Below are 22,824 nucleotides of genomic sequence, written 5' to 3'. Positions count from 1 at the left end.
GGTACCGCAGGTCGCTTCGAACCGGGCAGTAATCCCGTTCGATGTGAAAGGTATCGCAGCCTATGCAGTTCTCGTTGGCGTCGCGCTACTGGTGCTCGGCATCATGAGTGTGCCTGGTATCTGTCGCTCGGAGTCGCCGCACTGGCCGCCGGATACGGGCTCTGGACCCGCCGGCATTGGGGATTATTACTCGCAGGAGCTGTATTCGCCGTCGAGGAACACTCGAATCGGTCGTCGGTGACGAGCTAGTATCGGTACTACTTCGACGAGTGGGAGAAGGCGCTCGAGGCCCGAGAGATGGTCAAGCAACAGCAGCGTACCTGGAGAACTCCGCGGTGATCTTCATTCGGACCATGGCGACGCGCGGAAGCTCGCGTTCGAGGGCGAGCGTATCGAACTTCGGTTTCTTACATACTTTTATTACATTGTTCACCGATAGATAGGGTGCATGTCAAGAGAGACGGCTGCCGACAAGGTATCGGATAGTCACGGCGATAGCGAACGCGCCACCGAGGTCGAGCGTTTCGGCGACCCCGACCGCAGGATGTACCTGAAGACGGTGGGCGCGGTCGGAGCGGCGACGGCCGGGTCGGGCCTGCTGACGGCCGCCGCGAGCGCGGCGGCCTATCCGGACGCCCTCACCGGGATCCGCGGCGCACAGTACTTCCAGTACGGCTCCTGGAACAACTACCAGATCTGGTCGAACTACGCGAACGCCGAGATCGAGCGGGACCTCGACTACGCGCGGTCGCTGGGCCTGAACTCGCTGCGCGTGTTGGCGTCATACGAGTACTGGCAGGAGGACGGACCGTCGTTCTTCGCGCACGTCGAACACTTCCTCACGGAGTGCGACGCGCGCGGCATCCGACCGATCCTGGTGCTCTTCGAGGCGCCGCCCGAGGACGAACCGACCGAGGCCAACCGGACGGACACCGACCCCGAGACGGCGTTCGGCGTTCACTCGCCATCCCGCGAGAACGTCATCCAGCCGCGGGACTGGTCGGGATGGGCACGGTCGCCGCTGCACTTCACGCGCCGGTGGGCCGAGGAGTTCGGCGAGGACTCGCGGCTGCTCGCTACCGAGATCATGAACGAACCCGGCGACGTGCAACCGCGACAGGACTTCGTGAAGGACATGCTCGCCGAATTCGTCGCGAACGCGCCGAACGGGACGGTGACGATGGGCTGCAAGGATTTCCAGTACAACGACGTGTACGACGAGAACGACGACCTCGACATCCACCAATTTCACATGAACCTGCCGGTCGACGAGCAGGCGGCGAGGGATTACCTCGCGCAGGCCGAGCAGCACCGCGCCAACACGGGGAAACCGCTGTGGTGCACCGAGTGGCAGCGCACCCGCGAGGAACCGCCGAACAGATTCCTGCCCAACTACGAGTCGCTCGCCCCGATCGTCGACGACGCGCACGCGAACGGGCAGATCGACGGCGACTTCTTCTGGCAGTTGATGCTGAAGCCGGCGTACCTGCAGACGCCGCGCCAGAACGGGCGCGTCAACGGGTTGTTCCACGAGGATGGGACGCCGTTCGACGCCTCCGACCGCGACGCCCTCGCCGGCGTAGAACGGTACTACCCCGACGGGTGGCAGAACCACTCGTTCCCGTATCCCGATCCGGAGTACTTCAACTGAGGATCGACACGCAGCCGCCGACGATCCACGGAGTACACTACGCTCGGTTCGACGGGCCTGCACGTCTCGAAGCTCTACGTCGGAACGTGGCGGTTCGGAATAGACTTCGACGACACGACCGAGACGACTCGCGAGGAGGCCCACGAACTGCTCGATACTGCACAGGAGACGGCGTCAACTTCGTCGACACGGCCGACGTCTACGGCGACCCGCCGGACATCAGGGAACGTTGGATCGGCGAGCGGCTCGAAGACCGCGACCGCGAAGACCTCTCGAAAGTGTTCTTCCCGGTCGGCGACCGCCCGAGCGACCGGGGCTCGGACGCAAGCACGTCCGAGCGCAGATCGAGGGGGCCCTCGACAACTCGGGACAGACTACCTCAACGTGTACTACGTCCACCGCTGGGACGGAGACGCTCCGGACGCTCGACGACCTCGTGTGCGAATGGAAAAAGAGTCCGTCTCGATCGGAACCATTCCCGGGAGTTCGCATCGGCCGCCGAGGTGGCCGGTCAGGGCGGAGCCGATCAGTCCGCTGACGCCGGTGATCAGGACCGTCGTCGTGTGGGCACAGCGACGAACGGTAGAAATCGCGTCGCCGCCGACGTCTGCCTCCTCCTGCCAGACGTCGTCGAAAAAGAAAGCGCTGGAGACGGCCTCAGACCGCGTTCGCCAGCGCCGCGATCCGGTCGGCCGAGAGCGCCTCGCGGTAGATCGCCGACTCGTCGACGTGGCCGGCGAAGTTGCCCGTCCAGTAGGCCACCTCCGCGCCGCCGAGTTCGCCGCCCCAGTACCCGCCGCTGGTCGAGGCGAACCCGACGTCCTCGTTCGCGGCGACCTCGGTCCCGTCGACGTAGAGGCGGAACGCCCCCCGGTCGAAGACGACCGCGACGTGGGTCCACTCCGTCCGGTCGAACGGCGCCTCGATCGCGACTGCGGTCCCGCTGTTTATCGTCGCGGCCTCGAGAGCGCCGTCGTTAATGCGCACGACGAGCCCCTTGGCCGCGGCGCCCTCGTTGTACAGCACCTGGCTCCCCGCGGTCGTCTCGGGTCTGACCCACGTCGTCACCGTCCGCTCCGTGAACGACTGCGAGAGGAAGTCGTCGCCGCCTTCGGCCAGGTCGACGAAATCGTCGTCGCCGTCCAGCGCCACCGAGTAGCCCCCCCGGACGGCCACCTGATCGTCGAACGCCGCGCCGTTCTCGAGGCTGGCGTCGTGACCGCTGCCCGTCGCGTCCTCGGTCGTGCCGTCGAGGGGCCAGTGGGCGATCCGGACAGGTGAGAGGACCGCGCCGCCGGTGACCCGGCGCCGCTCTCCGCCGAGGTCGTAGACGGCGTCGACGGTAACGTCGGCCTCGCCGCGGGTCGACGTCTCCGGGGTGATCTCCCAGGTGGCGGTTACGGCCTCGCCGTTGGGGACAGCGTCGAACTCGGTCGGCGTGACCGCCTCCGCCGTCCAGCCGTCCGGCAGGTCGACGACGGTCAACGAGACGTTCTCGAGGGCCGAGCCCGTCCCGTCGTCGGTCCGGAGGTCCGAGAGCGACGCGTCGAGCGCGAACGATTCCGGCGGAACGCCCTCTCCGCCGGCGTCGTACGACGCTGGCGCGTCGACGGAGAAGGTGAGCGAGCCGAGCGTCTCGATCGCGTCCTCCGAGAGCGCGTCGGCGAAGATCGCCGTCGCGTCGACGTGCCCGCCGAAGAAGTTCACCTCGCTGCCCCACGGGGTCGTCGTCGTGGAGCTGCCGATCTCAGCGCCGCCGACGTGACCAGGCACCGTGTCGAAGCCGACGTCCTCGTTCGCAGCGACCTCCTCGCCGTTGACGTAGAGTCGGAGCATCCCCTCGTCGAAGATCGCGACGACGTGGGTCCACTCCGTTCGGTCGAACGGCGCGCTGGTGGTGACGAGCGCGCCGTTGTTCGAGACGCCGGCAACGAGCGAGCCGTCCTCGATGCGGAGTCCGAACCCGTTGTAGATTCCGCCCTCGTTGTAGATGCACTGGACGCCATCGGTCGACTCGGGGCGAATCCACGTCGAGACGGACCGCCGCGCGAACGCGTCCGACAGGAAGTGATCGCCCTGCTCGGCGAGCAGCACGTAGTCGTCCTCACCGTCCAGCACCATGGCCGACTGTCCCTCGATCGCGACGTCGTCGGTGCTGGCGCCGCCGACCGGCACGCCGGCGTTGCTGTAGGTCGAGCTGTCGCGAAAGTTCCCCTCGAAGCGGTAGTACGCCAGCAGGCTCGCGCTCATGGAGCGCTCGTCGGCGAACCGGAAACGCTCGCCGGCGACGCCGTAGTCGATCCCGATCTCGACGGTAGCGTCGCCGGCGGTCGTCGCGTCGGGGACGACCTCCCAGATCGCGGTCGCCGACTCGCCGTTCTCGACCGCGTCGACCTCGGTCCCCGAAGCGTCCGCGACCGTCCAGCCGTCGGGCAGACCGAGGTCGAACGCGACGTCCTCGACTGGCTCCGCCACGGACGGGGCGCTCTCCGGGTTCTCCAGCGTGGCGGTGAGCTCCAGCGCGCCGGACGAGCCGAGCAGGCCGCCCGAGGGATACGTGTCGGGAACCGATATATCGATCGAGACGTTCGCCATCAGGTCCGCGGCCGCACCCGTAAGCCGGTCGTGGGCCTCGCGGACCTGCCGGACGCCGTCGGGGGCGCGGTCGGGCTTTACGACCTCGCGGTCGTAGGTGATCAGGCCGTTCCCGACGTTCTCGAGGTCGGTCGTCGCGGTGTACACGGAGGCGCTGAGCCCCTCCGAAACGACGAGTTCCCGGAGTTCGCGGACGCCCTCGACGTACTCCTCGACGAACCGGTCGGCCGTAGAGCCGGTGTTGATGTCGCCCCAGACGTGGCCCTCGACGCCGTACGACGGCGTCGTGAACTCGCCGAGCGCGGAGATGCGATCCGGTTCCGGCTCCGGCGCGATCGGGCCGGGGTATTCGTGGACGTCGTTGACGTCGCCACAGCCGCACTCGCGGTTCGGGCCGCCGATCTGCTTGTTGTAGCCGCTCATCGGGTTGACGAGACGCTCGGGGTCCCACTCGGCGACCTTGTCGGCGATCTCCGACACGTACTCGACGTCGCCGGCCGGGATCCCCCAGCCCTCGTTGAACGGGATCCAGACGGACATCGAGGGGTGGCCATCGAGTTCGTCGACGACCGCGCGGAGCTCGGTCTCGAACTGGTCGCGGTCGAACTCTTCCCACGGGACATCGAGGCCCTCGAACGCGGGCTCCTCCATGTTGGGCATGTCCTGCCAGACGAGCAGTCCCAGCCGGTCCGCGTGGGAGAACCACCGCCGCGTCTCGACCTTGCCGTGCTTGCGCACCATGTTGTAGCCCAGTTCCTTCTGGGCCCGCAGCTCCCAGACCAGCGCCTCGTCGGTCGGCGCCGCGTAGAGGCCGTCCGGCCACTGGCCGCTGTCGAGCGTGCCGATGGGATAGAACAGCTCGCCGTTGAGCGTCGGCCGGGCGACGCCGCCGATCTCGCGCATCCCGAACGAACGCATGCCGAAGTAGCTCTCGACGCGGTCCAGGAGCTTCCCGCCGCCAGCCTCCGCGACCCGACCCGGCCCGTCCTTGCGGCGGAGTTCCACCTCGAGGTCGTAGAGGAACGGATCGTCGGGCGACCACGGGCGCGGGTCCGGTACCGGGAGTTCCAGTTCCTCGTTGACTGGTCCGGTGACGCGCCCGACCTTCTCGTCGTCCTCGTCGTAGGCCGTCGCGACCACCGTCGCGTCGTCGGTGGGCGCTTCGGCGGTGAGCCGGAGCACCTCCTCGCCGAGGTCCGGTGTCAGTTGCAGTTCCTCGATGTGCGCTTCGGCGACCGGTTCCATCCACACCGTATCCCAGATGCCCGAGGTCGGTGTCATCCAGAGTGTTCCTTCGCCGCCGTAGCCGGTGCCGACGCCCTGGCGCCCCTTCGGCTGCGTGCCGATCGGTTCGGTGTTGTTTCCGGTCGGGTCGTAGACGCCGACGACCAGTTCCTGCGGGCCGTCCTCGACGAGCGCGTCGGTGACGTCCGCCACGAAATGATCGTACCCGCCCTTGTGTCGGGCGACCTCCTCGCCGTTGACGTAGACGGTCGCCTCCCAGTCCACTCGCTCGAAGTGCACCAAGAGCCGCTGAGCATTCGGGTTGTTCTCGACGTTGCCCGAATGGGCAGTCGGTACGATCCACTCGTCGGGGACCTCGAACCGCCGTCGGTACCACATCCACGTCTCGTGGCGGGCGATCCCCGATAACGGCGACTCGACGGGATACGGAACGAGGATTCGCTCGCCGAGCGCCTCCCCGATCGGCGGCGACTCGCTCTCGGCGGCGCCGGCGAACTGCCAGACGCCGTTTAAGTTCCGCCACTCCTCGCGCACCATCTGCGGCCGCGGATACTCCGGCCGGGCGTTCTCCGGGCCCACATCGCTCGTCCAGGGCGTCTCCATCCCGAAGGGAACTTCAGCGGGTTCCCAGCCTGTTTCGCCGGTGGCCGTCGATTCGGCCGCGACGCCGTCAGCCAGGCCGTCCGAACTGGCCGCGCCGAGCGCGCCTGCGGCCGCCAAGCCGGTCAGGAATGTCCGTCGCGGGACGTCCGTCTCGTCGATCGATGGTCTGTGCTCTCTCCGCCGGTCGTCTGGCGTATCTCCGTCTGTCATAGTTCTGGCGTAGTCGCTCGCGTCACGTCTCACTCGCGGAGCGGACGGTCGGAGCGTCCCGGGTACTGATACCTGCGTGTGTGGTACCGTACGACAGCCTGTAGCTCATCTTCATACTATTAAAACATTGTGGAAGCGTGGATATTCCTCGAAAGGTGCGCACACCACGTTCTCGAGGATGCTCACGAACGCACCGGTGTCGGCAGAGAGACCGGGTCAGTCGAGCGTCGCGTCGGCGCGAGCGACGCCCGCCGGCGGCAGATCGACGACGACGCGTCCGCGGGCGTCCGCCTCGATCCGACGCTCCTCGAGTTCGTAGCACACGGTGCCGTCCCACTCGCAGGTGTCGTCGAGCGGATCGTCGGCGCGCTGGACAGTGACTGCGACCTGGTCGCCGGGGGCCAGCTCCCCCAGGTCGACGACGGCCGCGCGGACCTCGCGGAGGTCGCGGTTCACGAGGAACACGGCGACGTCATCGCCCGAGCAGACGGCCGCCGCGTCGACGTACGGCGTGTCCTCCTGCGCCCTGATCCGCTCGCCGTGGCGGTCGATATCCCCACCCGGGCCGTCGACGGCGGCTGGGATGTGATGCCAGTCGCCCTCGCGAAGCCGTTCGGTGTACAGGCGCATCGCGGCGTTGTTCGCCGTTTCGAACGGCCGCAGGTCGCTCGGGAACGGGCGGTGCTTGAACGAGTTGTCGCGTTGGTGGCCGAACCGAACGGCGTCGCCCTGGCGGAGGAAGGCGTTGTACATCCCCGCGCAGAAGGCGGCGTGGGCCATCGTACCATACTTCGCGCGGGGACCGTCGGGGAGGCCGCCCGCGCCCATGTTCCACTCGCCGACCGTCACGTCCGGATCGGCGTCGTACTCGGCGGCCGTCTCGCGCAACCGCTCGACGTTCTCCTCGAACTGCGTCGGGAAGAGGACGAGCTGCTGGTTGAACGCGATCGGGTCGACGTCGGCGTCCCCGTCGGCTTCGCCGTGGACGTACCGGTGGATGTCGATACCGTCCGCGACGCGTCCGCCAGCCTCGAAGAACCGCTCGTTCCAGCCGGGGCCGCCCCAGGTGTGCATTCCGGGATCCAGCGCCGTCGCCGCGACGTCGATGCCCGGGTCGACGCCCGTGATCGCGTCGTAGTACTCGCGGAATCGTCGGCCGTACTCGTCGGGCTCCGTGTGACCGATCTGGAAGGTACCCCACACCTCGTTGCCCACCTGAAAGACGTCGACGCCCCAGGGCTCCTCGTAACCGTGCTCCGCACGGAGTGAGCCCATCTTCGTCTCCCCGGGGTCTCCGTTGACGTATTCGACCCAGTCGGCGGCCTCCACGGGCGAGATGTGCTCGCTGAAGCCAACGTTGAGGTAGGGATGGACGTCCGCCAGCTCGCAAAATTCGAGGAACTCGTTGGTCCCGAGGTAGTTCGGTTCGAGGCCGCCCCAGTGCAGCTCGGTTCGTACCGGGCGCTCCTCGAGCGGGCCGACGCCGTCGCGCCAGTGGTACTGACTCGTGAAGTTCCCTCCCGGCCACCGAATCGAGGGGACGCCGTACTCGCGGATGTTCTCGATCGCCGTCGGGTTGAACTTCTCGTTCACGGCGTCGCCGGCTCGGAGCTTCGCCCAGTCGAGGTCGGTGTGCCCTCGCCCTTCGACGGAGAGCACCAGCGAGTGGACGCCGAACGCGGAGTTCTCGTATCTATCGTCGCTCTCCGCGTCGAGTTCGAGCGTGACTTCGTGGCGCCGCCACTCGTCGCTCACCGGCACCAGCTCCCGAGCGAGTACCGTTCCGTCGGCGCCTTCCATTTCGATTTCGACCTCGTCGTGGCCGTCGCCGCGGACGCTGAGTTCGAGCACGTACTCCAGGGTCCGATCGTCGGGGAGCGCGAGGCGCTGGACGACGCCGCCTTCGCCCTCCCAGACGGTGATCCGCTGGTAGCGGGCGGGCGGCTCGCGGTGCTCTCTGCCGAGCGTGTCGGTCCTCGGCGGGACAGTGGCGTCCCTGCCGTGGACGCCGCCGACAAGGTGTTCGAAGGTGACGCGTCCGTCCCGACGGGACTCCCACGGATAGGCCACGTTCGGTTCCCGGTCGACGTCCCGGTGGACGACCTCGGTGCGGCACCACCAGTCCGGAGCGTCCTCGCGCGGCCGCTTGGGCCAGGTGTACCACTCCTCGAACGAGCCGTTCGCCAGGTGCTCCGAGTAGATTCCCGGGTACGCCTCGCGGCCGTTCATCTCCGTGAACTTCCCGAACACGCGCGGGTCGACGCTCCAGTCGCTCTGTTCGGCGGTGTCAATACTAACCGTCGCTCGGCCGCTCGTCTCGTCTGACACGCGCATGGTTAAGAAGAGTCACTCAATAAGCGTTTGGCAACCAGTTGAATATCTCTCATTTCTGCTCGGAGGTGGCGTCGTGAGTTCCCGGCTCGGAGTTAGCACCGAACCTGTAGCAGGTTTTCACCCTCGCCGTCAAGATGACAATCAGACCGACAAATTCGATCGAGAACATCAGGTTCCGCCGGGTCACCAACGCGCAGGTACTCCTACGCACAGTTTCCGAGAGGTAAGCAGCCTCGGAGTGTCTATCGGGTGGCGAGTTCGACCTCGATTGTCTTCGCGGTGCTGATAAGGAGGCCAGGAATGTCCTCCTCCAGGTGTTTACCTGCCATGTTCGTCGGTGAACCGTAAACCATGATCGCGCCAATGGCGTAGTCGTCCCCGTCGTAGATTGGAGTGGCGACCGCATTACAGTCAGACTCGTCAGGTGAGCGCTCGATGAGCACCTGCCGCTCGTGGATCGATCCAAGCTCCGAGCATAGCTCGGAGTATGCCTGTTGACCATCCTGGTGCTGGCGATCTAGGAGTTGGATAGCTTCGGACGTGGACCGACCAGAGAGGATGGCCTTTCCGGCCGTGATCGAGTCCGGCGGCACACGCTCTGACTCCCTGATCGTCCTGATTCCCTCGGGGCGAGAGCTGGCCTGGTAGAGACAGACGGCATCACCGTGCTCTTCGACGATCAGGGATACCGTCTCGCCGGTCGTCTGGGCGAGATTATCGAGAGGGGCGCTCGCGGCCTTGTACAGTCGATTGGCTTCGCGGATGCCGTAACCGAGGCGGAAAAACGCTAGTCCGAGCTTGTAGCGCCCGTCCTGCTTCGTCACATAACCCAGTTCCAACAGTGAATTCAAGTGTTTATACACAGAACTCTTCGACTTGTCGAGGTACTGTGCGAGTTCGGTGATGCCGGCCTCCCCGAGCTCGTTCAGCCCTTCGATTATCTCGAACGACGTTCCAACGGTCCCGATCGAGGGCTGACTGTCTGTCATTCGTAAGACCGCTTGTCATGAATGCGTAAAACGTTTACTGTCGGGAAACATATGTACAGATACCGGTCTCCGCTTAGACTGCAACCGAAAATAATGATACTGTTTTATCAGCGGCGTAAGTAACGTGTTCTGCGGACTTCCTGAACCACAACACCCGGGCAACCCGAAGATCGTAACGACACCTTGACGCTACGGTCATCAAAGGAGCGTCGTAGTTACGATTGCTGAAAACGGCAGTGTGGGCAACTTTGATGGGAATAGGAGCACTGATTGAGATGTTCCTCAGGGACCTCCGTGAGAACCATTGCGTTGGAGATGGATCTTTCTCGTTGATGGAGTGCCACAGCTGCAGGCGACCCGCCAGCGATGCTGGTCCCGATTTCAGTACGGAACCCATGAATCGAAACGTCGATAAACATGACAGTAATGAATTAAGATCGGAAGCTAACTAGTTTTCTGACTATTTCTATCTCGTCCATATCCGGCGGTGAGTAGACAAGCTCAAGAACAATTATGGCAGCTATCTTTAGAGAGGCAACCTCCTTGGAAGAGCAAACGTACCGGTGAAACCCCGCTACTAGCGATATCCGAGAAGCCGATCACAGTGATACCGAGAAACATCTGATAGCGGACCAAGTTCACGAGCATAGTAGAACAAGTAACAACCATAACGAGCATCATACGAAAGTTTGGAGGCGGCCGAATCGGCTCAGTTACCGATCGAAGTGTTGTCTGGGATTTATAGGACGTAGGCGTGGTTCACACGATTCAGAGGAGATAGGTACCTATTGCAGGGAGTTTAACTATTACTCCTATTTCGCCTGTATATCGACTGATTGCTCTTTCGTCGGCCGTCATCCGGTGGTAAAGACGAGAAGCACAATCTGCTAACGCGCCAGGGACCTGGAAACCGTTCTGTTGGTTACGAGAAATGGCGCAGTAGCGCTTTAGTGACTTCCTCACGCTCATGGTGTACCCAATGTGATGTCTCAGGGAACATTCGTAGCTGCCCATTTTGACAGTAGTCGACGCTCTTTTTAGCCATCGAGGGGACGAGTGCTATGTCATCTTCTCCCCAACAAATCAGCGTCGGCTGGACAACGGTGTCGCGTGGCGGGCGTTCCGAACGACGAAACCCGCGATACCAGTGTATCCGTGGACCAACGCCGGTGTGTTGCCAGGCCGACCGATAGCGATGGATCGTTTCTTCGTCGAACGTTCCAGGATTTGAAGTTACTTCAAGAGAAGCAACCATATTGGCCATATCGTTCCGACGAAACATCCACTCGGGTAGTTTCGGTAACTGATAAAACCACACGTACCAGCTCCGGACGATCTGTTGGGGGCTAGCTCGTAAGACGTTTCGATAGACCGTTGGATGTGGAACATTTAAGATCCCGAGACGATCGATGATTGACGGGTCACGGAGTGCTACATTCCAGGCGACGAATCCACCGAAGTCGTGTCCAACTACGTGGGCCGATTCCCGGCCCTCGCTCCGGATCAATTCGCATACGTCGGCAGACAGTTCTGATTGCCGATAGGCATCGATCTCGTCGGGGGCCTCACTCAGATTGGAGCCCCGCTGGTCCGGGACGATCACACGAAAGCCGGCTTCGACGAGCGAAATGATCTGGTCGCGCCAGCCGTACCAGAAATCGGGATGCCCATGCAGTAGGACGACCAGTGGGGCATCGGGTTCACCCGCGGCTACGACATGTAATTGGACGTCATTTACGTCGCGATAGGTAGATTCAACATCGTGATCAGCAAGTAACGATGCATCGGTGGTCGGGTGCGTTTCTGTGTTCGTCATCAGTAGTGAGAATAAACTACGTAGCTGAATATGGTTGCTGCCGCAGTCATAGGGCTATTTTTAACTCCACAATTCGATCTGAATCACTCCCTACCCGAAAAGCGCCGAGAAGACGCGGGATTCGATCTTTCGAAGGTGTTCGCTGGCGGTTGACGGAGCGATACCTACGGCGTCGACGACATCCTCGAGGCTCGTTTCTCGGGGCGACCTGTAGTATCCGGTCTCGACAGCCACCTCTATGACTTTCCGCTGGCGCGTCGTCAGCGAGCTGACCAGCGACGCCCTCTCTGGTTCGTAGTCGCCGATCTCGACGACCTCGAATCGGAACGGCACGTCTTCCAGCTGGTTCGCCTCCTCGAACAGCCGCCGGAACCCGGTATCGCTCCCTAGGTAGGTGATCCGCATCGACCCGTCGCCGGTGAACCGGATGGGCATATCCGCGATTACGCCGGCATCGTGTTGGTGCTCCAGAGCTCGGCGTATGGCGTGTGTCGGTTCGCATCAGTTCACCGACATCCACCGCTCTTCGCCGGCGACGAGGAAGTCGTCAACGTGCGATGAGGCTGCCATAATCTCCTCGTACCGGTGGCGGTTACCGCTTGCCTCGGCTAGAAGGACGACGGTGCCGTCGTCAAGGTGTTCTGCGTGGTGAATGGCTTCGCGGCGTACCGACGGCTCTTCCCTGAGTTCGCTGCCCAGGGGGTGGAAGACGCCTTCCTCACTCGGGATGAGGCGAGCTGTGAGATAGCGCATACTCACGATTGATTTCACTCGACAGTTAATCTATCCGACACTGTGGTGCGATTCAAGTCCGAACGCCTGATGACCAGTGCAGCGGCTCTATTGCTGTGCGGTGGTTCGATTTCGGTGCGACGGCTCATCATCTCTTTGCGGTAGATCGCTATCTCCGTCTCGGCAGATAGCTCTAGGTAGACACACGCTCTATCATATAGGAGCTGAGTCGGTGCAGACCGCGTTGAAAGAAAGGCACGTGTCAGTTGATTCTCGAGGAGCATCTCGCCCGCTGCTCCTCGCAAGATTTGTTCATTCGGTCGTGTTTAGTTAGGCCCGTTGAACCAGCGAGCGAACGTTTGGAGCCAGTTTTCAGCGGTTTCAGGGAAAACGTGGCTAAAGCAGTTCGAGAACGAAGACGTTCGGCGTTTCAATTCGCGGAAGATGCGCTCGATGCTGTTCCGATTTCCATGTCGTTCAGGATGAAATCGAAGCCCAGCTCGGGAAAGCGCAGTTTGGAGATGCTGAGCGCCATCGACCAGAAACACGGCAGAATCGACGGAGTGTTTCTCGCGTAATTCAGCGAGGAACATCTGGGTTGCTGCGGTCGTCGTAGTCGGAAAGAGTCGAACGTGAAACAGATTGGTTGTTTCGGGGTTACAGGCAGCGTACAGCCAGTATTGCTGGGAATTGATCCGAATCACCGTCTCGTCCAGCACGACGTGATTCTGGCTTCGGCCCTCGGTAGGCTGTAGACCGGCTTTCCGCACCCAATCATGAACCGCGTTCCGAGAGCGCTCGACACCCAGGTCGGCGAGAAACGAGACGGTATTCGACAGCGAGAGACCCGCTAGATGGAATTGAATACCGAGTTTCATCGCTGGTTCGGGTGTCCGTTCCCGCTCCACAACCTCCATGTCGATCCAGTCACTACACCCGACGAGGCGGCTGATTTCTGCCATAGACCAGCAAGAAATCACACCGTCTCACTTTTCACGCTTGACTAAACACGACCGTCACGGGCCACCACAACGGTTATGAGTCGCCCCCTCATCTCCCGGCTTCATGAGCAATCTCACTGACCGTTTCGGCGACGAGTCGCCCCGGAGCGGCGAGTACGAGTACAAAGTCGTCCCCGCGCCCTCCAGCCTCCTCTGGTTCCGGATCAAGCATGATGAGACCGAGCAGCTATTGAACGAACTCGCTCACGACGGGTGGGACCTCGACGAGGCCGTCGTCAACTGGTGGGGCGGTGCGGACCTGATCCTCCGCCGGGAACGCTGACCCGGGCGTCGCACGACGACGCTCGAACCGCACGATGGGTGTAAGCGCGACGCCGTGTCGCCCTCCGAAACGACGCGAAACGGTTACCGCTGGATGTCCTTCCCGCAACTGGAACATTCCGCGCTCGCTCCCTCTCCGAGCAACTCAGATGCCGTTCCCGTCCAGCCGCAGTCAGGGCAGAGAACCGTGTCCGAGTGAGACATTCCCGTGGAACGGACGGGACTTGACGGAAAAGTCCTGTGGCGGAGCGGAGGGCGGTGTTTAGTTAAGCGACTCACCGGACAAAGACTGACGACAATCGGAAGCCTGCAGTCCCCGAACGCCTTTAGTCAGATCTATCACGGCTCACAACAGATGAGTGGTATGACGAAATTCGGTTTTCAACTGTACAGTTTGCACGGCGTCGACGAACCGCTGCCGGACGTGATCGAGCGCGTCGGCGACACGACGTTCGACGGAGTCGAGTTCGCGGGCCTGGGTGACGCGACCGTCGAGGAACTGACCGAAACGCTGGACCGGACGGAGCTCTCAGTAGCGGGCGCCCACATCGGATTGACCGATATCGAAGACGATCCGGAGTCGGTCGGCGAAACCTATCGATCGCTCGGCTGCAGCGACGTCGCCGTCGCCTGGATCGACCCCGAACACTTCGAATCGCGCTCGGCCGTCGAGACGATCGGACATCGGCTCGGCGAGGCGGCCGACGCGCTGGCACCGTACGACATCAACCTTCACTACCACAATCACGACCAGGAGTTCACCCAACTGAATGGGGACCCCGCGATCGCGTACCTCCTAGACGCGGCCGACAACGTCGGCTTCGAGGTTGATCTCGGATGGGCCGGCGTGGCCGGATACGATCCGCTGCAGGTGCTGCGCGACTTCGACGATCGCATCGACCTCGTCCACCTGAAAGATTACGACGCGGCCGCCGGCGAGACGAGCGTCGTCGGCGAGGGCGATCTGGATCTCGAAGAAGCCTTCGCCGCCGTTCGCGAACAGGACGTCGACTGGATCATCTACGAAGCGGAGGAACGCCCGGATTCGTACGACACGCTCGACGGTGCCGCTGCGGTCGTGAACGAGCACTGGTAAGAGGTGCTCGATTCTACTACGTAGTGTCGTGGGAGTTGATCCCGTGCGGCGAGATCTGATCCCCTCCCCCCGTGTGCGAAATGAATTCGCAGCGAGTGCGACTCGGTTAGCCAGTTGCTGAGAGACGTTCAGATTCAAAATCAACGAATAGAGAGTGAGTAGCGGAGGAAATCGGCAGTCCCGGAAATTCGAAAGTCTCCAGTGGAATATCTGGCCGACGGTTGATAACGATTTGTTCCCCGACTCTTTTACAACTCTTACGGCCTACCCTTGGGTCTAGTACGGTTACTGTTTCTAGCCTATAGTAATAAAACTTTCCCTAACAAAAGAGTTGTTTGCTAGATCGATCATAGAGGATTTCTATCTTACGTATCTCTTCGAACTGTCGCCGTTCGTTGCTTGGTCAACGGATTTGTCTCCCACCCGTCCCCCTTCGGTCGGCCTCAAATTCATCTCGCACACGGGGGGAGGGGGTTCGGATCCCACACCATTGGTTATTTCTCTATCTGGCGCTCTGTTAAATTTCATTTCGCACACGGGGTGTCCCCTCGATCGCGCGTAAGAAGTGATGATTCCGAATCCCAAGCTGGCTTTGCCTGCGGTGAATTGACTTTGCCCGCGGTAGCGTGTGTAATTCACAGTATCCCGTAGAATCGGCTTATATCGCGTGAAAAACCCATATTTGATCTTGCACACGGTTCCCTGTATCTATTTATGGAATGCGCGATATACCCATACTATGGGTGATGGCGACGAACAACGGTCTCTTTCACAATCTATTAAAGGCCGTCTGCAGGAAGGCGCTCAGAACTCCGTTTTCCGAAACAAGACGCTGCTGGATCCCGACGCCGTCATCGACGAAGATCGAATCGTCGGTCGGGATCAACAGCTAGACGACATCATCACGTACCTCCGACCGATTCTGCAGGGGAACCGTCCACCCAACATGCTCCTCTATGGACCGTCCGGAACCGGGAAGTCGCTCATCATCAACGCGGTGTGTGAGCAGGTTTCCGATCTGGCGACCGCCCAGGACATTCAGTTCGGCGTCGTCCAGATCAACTGCCAGACGATCAAATCACACGATCGTGCCGTCTATCGACTCGTCGAAAACGCGGCCACGGAAGCCAGTATCGAAGCCGGCGTTCCCGAAACCGGTATCTCCACCGACCAGAAACTCCGACGGTTCTACGAAATCTTGAGCGAGTGCTTCGACTCGGTCATCATCATCCTCGACGAAGTGGATCTCCTCGTCGGCCGCCAACGCGATCCCAACGACGAGCCGGCGTACTCGAAGCTTCTCTACCAGCTCTCGCGCGCTTCGCAACTCGGCCGTATCGACGGCGACATATCGGTCGCGGCGCTGACGAACGATCCCCGATTCATGGAAAATCTCGACGGACGAGCGGAGAGTTCGTTCAATCCGCAAGACGTCGTCTTCCCCGATTACGACGCGAACCAGTTGCAATCGATTCTCGATCGGCGCCGGGACGCGTACCGGGACGGCGTCCTCGAAGACGGTATCATCCCGCTCAGCGCAGCGTTCGCTGCGCAAGATCACGGCGATGCGCGCAAAGCGATCGATCTCTTCCGAAAAGCAGGCGAACTCGCCGACCGGCGGGGCGAAGAGACGGTTCGCGAAGAACACGTTCGCGATGCCCAAGAGGAAGCGGAACGCGATCGAACGCTCACGCAGATGCAGGGGCTCTCGACGCAAAAGAAGCTCTCACTGTACGCAACCGCGATCGTGCCCGTGTACGCCCAGCGAAACCTGAACGCCGTCCCCAGCACCGTGGCGTATCGAGTCTATCAGTACCTCGCAGACCTCCTCGATGCGGACAAGAAATCGCGCGACTCGTACCTTCGCTACATGACCGAGGCGGAAACGTACAACTTCGTGACGTCCGAGAAACGGGGTCGTGGATACGGAAGCGGCGTCCACAAGGAATACACGTTCGTCGACGATCCTGAAGTCGTCGCAGAAACGCTCGAGGCCGACATCCGACTCGAGGAGATCGAAAACAACGAAGACCTCATCGCATCCGTCGTCAACGCTCAGATCGATGACTTCTTCGAAGAGAAATAGCTGTCGGTACGCCCCTCTATGCAACCGATTAGCTGATATATTTCACTTTGCACACGGGGTGTACTGCCGATATAGCGCATAATTCATCTCGCACACGGGGGGTGTGTTCGAACACGTCTCGAATTCATCTCGCACACGGGGCCCGCGGGTAGTGCTAGGTTTGAGATTCATATTGCACACGGGGTCTGTTTTTGAGAGTCGTTGAAATTCATATTGCACATGGGGTCTGTACTCGAGCACATTTCAAAAATCACTTCGTACACGGGGGCTCGACGCGATCCAGGCTCCAAATATCATTTCGCACACGGGGTGTATTGAGATTCTGCCCGGATGACAGTAGCTGAAAACAGCCACCGAACGCCCGAACTGTATATTAAGACAGTAATAAGGTAAACTGGTACTATTCGTAATTGAACATAAACTTAATTCACAGCTGAGCTAGTCCGCCGTATGCGTACAGTTCATAATTGGTATCTCTTCGATCGTGGTCTTTGGCTTCTCTCCAATCGTGGCTCCATCGATCATTCTTCGCTCTCCGTTCCGTTCTTCTCTCTGCTGACCAGCAACTATTCTTGGCAGCAATTGTCCTTGAAATTCTCGCGTATAGGCCGGACTGTATACTGTGATAATAATATGCTATTCGGTAGTGATCCGTGTAATACTATATGTTTCTCAAACGATGATTCCTGAAATTCCATCTAGTGATGATGATTTTCGATCACGTTCATTGATTCGATCGACGATCCGGATCGTCGAAGCGGACGAAAAGTTCTACTTCCGCCGCTGTGAGGTCTGGTTCGTGATTACGGAATCTCCGGATAAGGGAGACGTGACGATCGTTCGGGGCAAATCGATCGCGGACGTGTACGTCGATCCGAACGATCACGCTGTGACGCACATCGCAGCGACGGATCTCTGTACGGACGTCGAACGGGTGACCGGGACCGAACCGCAGTTGGTGAACACGCTAGATGCTGCCGGCGAGATCGCCGTCGTCGTCGGAACCATCGACAACTCCGTCGGCGTGGACGCCTGCCTCCCCGCGAGCGATATCGACGCGGCGGAACTCCGAGGGCGACGGGAAAGTTACGTCATCGCGACGGTTCGAAATCCGGCGCCGGATCTCGACGCCTGCGTTCTCGTCGTCGGGAGCGATCCGCGAGGAACTGCCTACGGATCATACGACCTCTCGAAGACGATCGGCGTATCGCCGTGGTACTGGTGGGCGGACGTCGCGCCCACGCGACGCGACGTCGTCGCCGTCGAGGCCGGCTGCTACGCGGACGGCCCGCCGTCGGTGACCTACCGCGGGATCTTCCTCAACGACGAGGACTTCGGTCTCCGTCCGTGGGCGACGGACGCCCACGCGCCGGACGATTCGGATCGGCCGGGTATCGGCCCGACGACCTACGAACGGCTCTTCGAGTTGCTCCTCCGGCTGAAGGCCAACACCGTCTGGCCCGCGATGCACCCCGATACGAAAGCGTTCTACCGGTACCCCGAACACGCCGACCTGGCCGACACGTACGCCATCATCGTGGGCACCTCTCACTGCGAGCCGATGCACCGGAACAACGTCGACGAGTGGGAGGCACCGCACGAGGAGTGGAACTACGAGACCAACCGCGAGACGATCCTGTCGTACTGGCGCGAGCGCGTCGAGGACGTCGCCGACTACGAGAACGTCTTCACCCTCGGAATGCGAGGGATCCACGATTCCGAGATGCCCGGCGGCGACACCCGCGAAGAGCGGACCGCAACCTTGCAGCGAGTGATCGAGGACCAACGGACGCTGCTCGATGAGGCCCACGATCGTTCGGTCGATCGCGTTCCACAGGCGTTTTGTCCGTACAAGGAGGTACTCGAGCTCTACCGCGGCGGACTCGACGTGCCCGAGGACGTGTGCGTCATGTGGCCCGACGATAACTACGGTCACATCCGAGCGCTCCCGACCGAACCGAAGCGCGAGCGGGCCGGCGGGCACGGCGTCTACTACCACCTCTCCTATTGGGGACGACCCCACGACTACCTCTGGCTCTCGAGCGTCCCGCCGGGGCTCGTCAGGCGGGAGATGACGAAGGCCTACGACGCCGGCGCGCGGGAGTATTGGTTCGTCAATGTCGGGGACGTCAAACCGACTGAGAAGGAGATGGAGTACTTCCTCGATCTCGCGTGGGACGTCGAGAGCGTTCGCGAGACGCCGATCGCGGCGTGGCTCGAAGCGTGGGCCGACCGCGAGTTCGGCGAACGGTACGCCGGCGAGATCGCCGATCTCCTGCGGGAGTACTACCGACTCTCGCAGTCCCGAAAACCGGAGCACATGGGCAGGTCGACGGTGTATCCGAATACGAAGCCCGACGACCCGGCGTTTAGCGTCACGCACGGTGGCGACGAGGCCCGGCGCCGCGTCGCGGCCTTCGAGCGGATCGCGGACCGCGCGACCGAGATCTGCGATACGCTTCCCGAGTCTCGGCGGCCGAGCTTCTACGAACTCGTCGGCTATCCGATCCGGTGTGCGGCCGCGATGACGGCGAAACACATTCACGCGTATCGCAGTCGACGGTACGCCGGGCAGGGCCGCGCGACCGCCGAAGCGTACGGCGATCGCGCCGAGGCGGCACACCGGCGCATCGCCGAGGAGACGCGCTATTACAACGAGACGCTGCTCGACGGGAAGTGGGCGAAGATGATGTCCGATCGCCCTCGAGAGCTGCCGGTATTCGACGAACCCGATACTGCTAGCACTACTCCGCACGAGGGACCGTCCCTCGGCGTCGTTCCGGAAGGGTGCCGCGAACCGGTGCGCGAGAGCGACGTTCACCCGCCCGCGTTGCCGACCGTCCATCCCGGGATGGACCGCGAGCGCTTCCTCGATCTGTTCGCGCGCGGAGCCGAGCCGACCGAGTGGACTGCGACGCCGAGCGACGATTGGATTCGCCTGTCGGCTCGCGAGGGGACGGTTACGGACGAAACGCGTCTGTGGGTCGGCGTCGATCGGACGCTCGTTCCCGAGACCGGTGCCGCGGGGACGATAACTGTCGAGGGCTACGGCACCCGGAAGCGGGTCCGCGTCGTCGCGTCGCCCCGCCGAGAGACGGCGGCGGACTTCGCCGTGATCGATGGCGTCGCGGCGATGGAGGCCGAGCACGCCAGCCGTCGTCGTGACGGCGACCGTGCCCGCTGGACCGACGACGACATCCCCGGCCGCCTCTCGGGGACGACGGTCGCGCTCGAGCCGTCGGTATTCGAGAGTTACGACCCTGATGAGGACGGTACCCCGCGACTGGAGTTCGACCTCGAGATACCGAGCGCGGAGACCGTCACGGTCGACGCGTACTGCGTTCCGACGCAGGCGCTCACCGAGGCGCGCGACCTCCGGTACGCCGTAGACCTCGGCGAGGACCGCGAAATCGCATCGATAGATCCCGCGGGTGGCGAGCACGATCCCGAGTGGCAGCAGAACGTGCTCCGCGGTGGCGCCGTTGGGACGACCACCCACGAGATCCCGACGACGGGGCTGCACACGCTCGCCGTCGAGGGACTCGATCCCGGCCTGATCGTCGATCGGATCGTCGTCCGAACCGACGCTCGGGCAGAGACGTATCTCGGGCCTCGCGAGACCCGACTCGAGTGAGACGATACGAAATCGCGCTCGTCGACTCGCGGTCGTGAAATATACGACGGTTTCGAGTACGGTGTGTTTCCGTATCGGTGGAATATTTGGTCTCGGTGTTATAACGCACTCTATGGCCGACCAACAGAAAGCCGATATTCGCGTGGGTGTCCGCACTCGCTCGCTCGATACCGATCGCTTGCGGTACATCCGTCAACTCGGAGCCACGGACGTCTTTCTCGATCACGCCGACACCCACGAGGAGCCCGACGAGTTCAACGACCGCGATGCGAAGACGACGGTCGCCATCGGACCGGACGCGATTCCGTCAGCTCAGGAGTTAGTGTCCGCTCGAGAGCGTGTCGAGGGTGCGGGACTCAGATTGACCGGTATCCAGTCGCTCCCTCATTCGCTATACGGCGATATCATGTTCGGTCGCAAGGACCGCAACCGAGCGCTCGAGCAGATTACGACCCTCGTGCGGAACCTCGGCGAGGCCGACGTTCCGATCCTCGGGTACCAGTGGAACCCGCGGGGAGTCGTCCCGATGCGCACGTCTCCGGTCGAACTTCGAGGCGGCGCGACGGGGACCGGCTTCGACCTGGACGAGATCGAGGCACCCGACGATCTCGCTCCGGGTCTCGATCGGGCCTACGACGAAGACGAATTCTGGGATAATTACGAGTGGTTCCTCGAGCGCGTCCTCCCGGTCGCGGAAGAGGCGGGCGTCGACCTCGCGCTTCATCCCGCCGATCCGCCGGTGCTGGAGTCGCTGGGAGGTATCCCTCGGCTGTTCCGAAACGCCGAGAACTTCGAACGGGCGATGGACCTCGTCCCCAGCGATAACCACGGACTGAAACTCTGTCTGGGCTGCTTTTCGGAGATGGGGACCGACGTTCACGAGGTGTTGCGGCGCTTCGGCGAGCGAGACGAGATACTCTTCGTCCACTTCCGTGACGTCGTCGGCGAAGTGCCGCGTTTCCACGAGACGTTCGTCGACGAGGGGAATTTCGACACTACCGAGGTCGTTCGGACGCTCTCCGAGGTCGGCTTCGATGGCGTCATCATTCCGGATCACGTCCCCCGAATGGCCGGCGACGATGACTGGCGCCACCGTGCGCGTGGATTTACCGTCGGCTATCTTCGGGGCGTCGTCGATTCGGTTACGGAACCACGCGGCGAGAAAGAGTACGATAGACGATAAGACGGTCCGGCGAGCGCGCAACTCGTGATCTCTTGTGCCTGATAGCTAAAACGGTATTTCAGAGCAGCCGTTACCGTAGCGCCCGCGTTGGGACGGAACGGGAACTTGCATCCGGCCTGACCGAACTCCTACTGATAGACCTCAACTGAGACTTTCGACATCTGACGCTCTCTGCCGTCAGTAGACGGATGCTCCTCATCAAACCACACAACGCCGTTCTGCCGTGAATCGCGTCGGTTTATATTTATGTCCGGCCACACCGGACGGCGAATCGAGATACGTATTGTACTCGGCAGTTGATGTCGGGTTGCGATATCACGCAAATACCGTTGTGAGGTCGAGATATGAATTACGACCGTACCTGTGTAAATACTTGGTCGCGATACCCTGAACAGCCGCTCGTTCCGGACACTGGAACCGTCCGGCACCACCGGATACTTGGATGCGTGTCGTGCGGAATCGATTCGCGAGTTGAGCAACGACAGCTGAGAACGCGACGAGGCTACCGGTCCGCGTTTCGCTCGCACAAGAGGGATCGAGGCGGCGTCAGCGCTGTTAATAAATCGCGTAGCCGCCGTCGACGTACAGCATGTGCCCGGTGATGTACGAGGCGTCGTCGCCGGCCAAAAAGCAGTACGCGCCGGCTATCTCTTCGGGGGCGGCTCGACGGTCCATCGGGTTTTCCTTTCGGACGGCGGCGATCCGATCGTCGGTCCCTCGATCGACTCCCGAGGTGATCGCGGTTTGGACGGCCCCAGGTGCGACGGCGTTGACCCGAATATCGTGCCAGGCGAGTTCGAGCGCCGCGACGCGCGTGAGCATCATGACGGCGCCTTTCGACGCGTCGTAGGCGGCGTGGCCGGTCTGTGCGAGTTCGGAGCTGATAGAGGCGGTGTTGATGATCGCACCGCCGCCTTCTCGGTCGAGCATGTCGGCGGCGGCGGCGCGGCAGCCGACGAACACGCTGCGAACGTTCGTCCCGTAGACGGCGTCGAACTCGTCGACGTCCGTCTCGAGTATCGATCCGCCGCGAAAAATTCCCGCGTTGTTCACCATCACGTCGACGCCGCCGAACTCCCGAGCGGCGTCGACGACCGACTCGACCTGGCCGGACTCGGAAACGTCGGTCGCCACGAATTCGGCGGTCCCGCCACCGTCCCGAATCGTCTCGTGGGTTGGCGGCTCATCGCTCCCCTTCGGTGCCTCGCGAATATCCGCGACGATAACCGTCGCACCCGCATCGCCGAACCGCTCGGCGACGGCGCGCCCGATTCCGGAACTGCCGCCGGTGACGATCACCGTCTCGTCCGAAAAGTCGCACTCGAAAGAACCCATACGGTCCGTACGGCGATCGGTTACTTAGCGTT

13 protein-coding genes and 2 pseudogenes are annotated in these 22,824 nt (G+C 62.1%); 7 read left to right on the top strand and 8 right to left on the bottom strand.

Annotated features, from left to right (window positions below; all coding sequences use genetic code 11):
* The first annotated feature begins 448 nt into the window (after positions 1-448).
* Both MUH00_RS19670 and MUH00_RS19665 read left to right on the top strand, forming a co-directional pair.
* Positions 449-1,651, top strand: a complete 1,203-nt coding sequence (locus MUH00_RS19670) for a cellulase family glycosylhydrolase (RefSeq protein ID WP_247004492.1) — start codon at positions 449-451, stop codon at positions 1,649-1,651.
* A gap of 57 nt (positions 1,652-1,708) precedes the next feature.
* Positions 1,709-2,071, top strand: a pseudogene (locus MUH00_RS19665) (aldo/keto reductase); the annotation flags it as partial.
* Between the two features lie 237 nt (positions 2,072-2,308).
* Here MUH00_RS19665 and MUH00_RS19660 read toward each other — a convergent pair.
* From MUH00_RS19660 to MUH00_RS19635, 7 genes and pseudogenes are all read right to left on the bottom strand, one after another.
* Positions 2,309-6,304, bottom strand: a complete 3,996-nt coding sequence (locus MUH00_RS19660) for a LamG-like jellyroll fold domain-containing protein (protein WP_247004490.1) — start codon at positions 6,302-6,304, stop codon at positions 2,309-2,311.
* A 216-nt stretch (positions 6,305-6,520) separates the two neighbouring features.
* Positions 6,521-8,632, bottom strand: coding sequence for a hypothetical protein (locus MUH00_RS19655; RefSeq protein WP_247004488.1), 2,112 nt, complete (start codon positions 8,630-8,632; stop codon positions 6,521-6,523).
* Between the two features lie 248 nt (positions 8,633-8,880).
* A complete protein-coding gene (locus tag MUH00_RS19650) occupies positions 8,881-9,627 on the bottom strand; it encodes an IclR family transcriptional regulator (protein ID WP_247004486.1) in 747 nt (248 codons plus the stop codon).
* A gap of 922 nt (positions 9,628-10,549) precedes the next feature.
* Positions 10,550-11,443: an alpha/beta fold hydrolase gene (locus tag MUH00_RS19645; RefSeq protein ID WP_247004484.1), complete on the bottom strand. Its 894-nt coding sequence runs from the start codon at positions 11,441-11,443 to the stop codon at positions 10,550-10,552.
* Positions 11,444-11,533: 90 nt separating this feature from the next.
* Positions 11,534-11,677 carry a helix-turn-helix domain-containing protein gene (locus MUH00_RS23250; protein WP_425603073.1) on the bottom strand — a complete coding sequence of 48 codons (144 nt, stop codon included), beginning with the start codon at positions 11,675-11,677 and terminating at the stop codon, positions 11,534-11,536.
* Between the two features lie 120 nt (positions 11,678-11,797).
* Positions 11,798-12,196: pseudogene (locus MUH00_RS23245) on the bottom strand (helix-turn-helix domain-containing protein); the annotation flags it as partial.
* Between the two features lie 305 nt (positions 12,197-12,501).
* Positions 12,502-13,137, bottom strand: coding sequence for an IS6 family transposase (locus MUH00_RS19635; RefSeq protein ID WP_247004482.1), 636 nt, complete (start codon positions 13,135-13,137; stop codon positions 12,502-12,504).
* A gap of 103 nt (positions 13,138-13,240) precedes the next feature.
* Between MUH00_RS19635 and MUH00_RS19630 the strand changes: the two genes are divergently transcribed.
* The 5 genes from MUH00_RS19630 to MUH00_RS19610 all read left to right on the top strand — a co-directional run bounded on the left by MUH00_RS19630 (position 13,241) and on the right by MUH00_RS19610 (position 21,457).
* Complete coding sequence (locus tag MUH00_RS19630) at positions 13,241-13,459, top strand: DUF4177 domain-containing protein (protein WP_247004480.1); 219 nt, start codon at positions 13,241-13,243, stop codon at positions 13,457-13,459.
* A gap of 363 nt (positions 13,460-13,822) precedes the next feature.
* On the top strand, positions 13,823-14,554 hold the full coding sequence (locus MUH00_RS19625) for a sugar phosphate isomerase/epimerase family protein (protein ID WP_247004478.1): 732 nt from the start codon (positions 13,823-13,825) through the stop codon (positions 14,552-14,554).
* Between the two features lie 739 nt (positions 14,555-15,293).
* A complete protein-coding gene (locus tag MUH00_RS19620; RefSeq protein ID WP_247004477.1) occupies positions 15,294-16,640 on the top strand; it encodes an orc1/cdc6 family replication initiation protein in 1,347 nt (448 codons plus the stop codon).
* 799 nt (positions 16,641-17,439) lie between these two features.
* Positions 17,440-20,274: a glycosyl hydrolase 115 family protein gene (locus tag MUH00_RS19615; protein WP_247004475.1), complete on the top strand. Its 2,835-nt coding sequence runs from the start codon at positions 17,440-17,442 to the stop codon at positions 20,272-20,274.
* A 112-nt stretch (positions 20,275-20,386) separates the two neighbouring features.
* On the top strand, positions 20,387-21,457 hold the full coding sequence (locus tag MUH00_RS19610) for a mannonate dehydratase (protein WP_247004472.1): 1,071 nt from the start codon (positions 20,387-20,389) through the stop codon (positions 21,455-21,457).
* 555 nt (positions 21,458-22,012) lie between these two features.
* Here the strand turns inward: MUH00_RS19610 and MUH00_RS19605 are convergent.
* Complete coding sequence (locus MUH00_RS19605) at positions 22,013-22,792, bottom strand: SDR family NAD(P)-dependent oxidoreductase (protein ID WP_247004470.1); 780 nt, start codon at positions 22,790-22,792, stop codon at positions 22,013-22,015.
* Between the last annotated feature and the right edge of the window lie 32 nt (positions 22,793-22,824).

This window comes from Halosolutus gelatinilyticus (genome assembly GCF_023028105.1).
Lineage (GTDB): Archaea > Halobacteriota > Halobacteria > Halobacteriales > Natrialbaceae > Halosolutus > Halosolutus gelatinilyticus.
The sequence above is the reverse complement of the archived record's forward strand: the minus strand, read 5'-3'. Positions and strand labels throughout refer to the sequence as shown.

Excerpts from the sequence above, each read along its gene's own strand:
- MUH00_RS19645 (WP_247004484.1), bottom strand. The coding sequence starts at position 11,443 with ATGACGAACACAGAAACGCACCCGACCACCGATGCATCGTTACTTGCT.
- MUH00_RS19635 (WP_247004482.1), bottom strand. The coding sequence starts at position 13,137 with ATGGCAGAAATCAGCCGCCTCGTCGGGTGTAGTGACTGGATCGACATG.
- MUH00_RS19630 (WP_247004480.1), top strand. The coding sequence starts at position 13,241 with ATGAGCAATCTCACTGACCGTTTCGGCGACGAGTCGCCCCGGAGCGGC.
- MUH00_RS19620 (WP_247004477.1), top strand. The coding sequence starts at position 15,294 with ATGGGTGATGGCGACGAACAACGGTCTCTTTCACAATCTATTAAAGGC.
- MUH00_RS19625 (WP_247004478.1), top strand. The coding sequence starts at position 13,823 with ATGACGAAATTCGGTTTTCAACTGTACAGTTTGCACGGCGTCGACGAA.
- MUH00_RS19650 (WP_247004486.1), bottom strand. The coding sequence starts at position 9,627 with ATGACAGACAGTCAGCCCTCGATCGGGACCGTTGGAACGTCGTTCGAG.
- MUH00_RS19610 (WP_247004472.1), top strand. The coding sequence starts at position 20,387 with ATGGCCGACCAACAGAAAGCCGATATTCGCGTGGGTGTCCGCACTCGC.
- MUH00_RS19670 (WP_247004492.1), top strand. The coding sequence starts at position 449 with ATGTCAAGAGAGACGGCTGCCGACAAGGTATCGGATAGTCACGGCGAT.
- MUH00_RS19605 (WP_247004470.1), bottom strand. The coding sequence starts at position 22,792 with ATGGGTTCTTTCGAGTGCGACTTTTCGGACGAGACGGTGATCGTCACC.
- MUH00_RS19660 (WP_247004490.1), bottom strand. The coding sequence starts at position 6,304 with ATGACAGACGGAGATACGCCAGACGACCGGCGGAGAGAGCACAGACCA.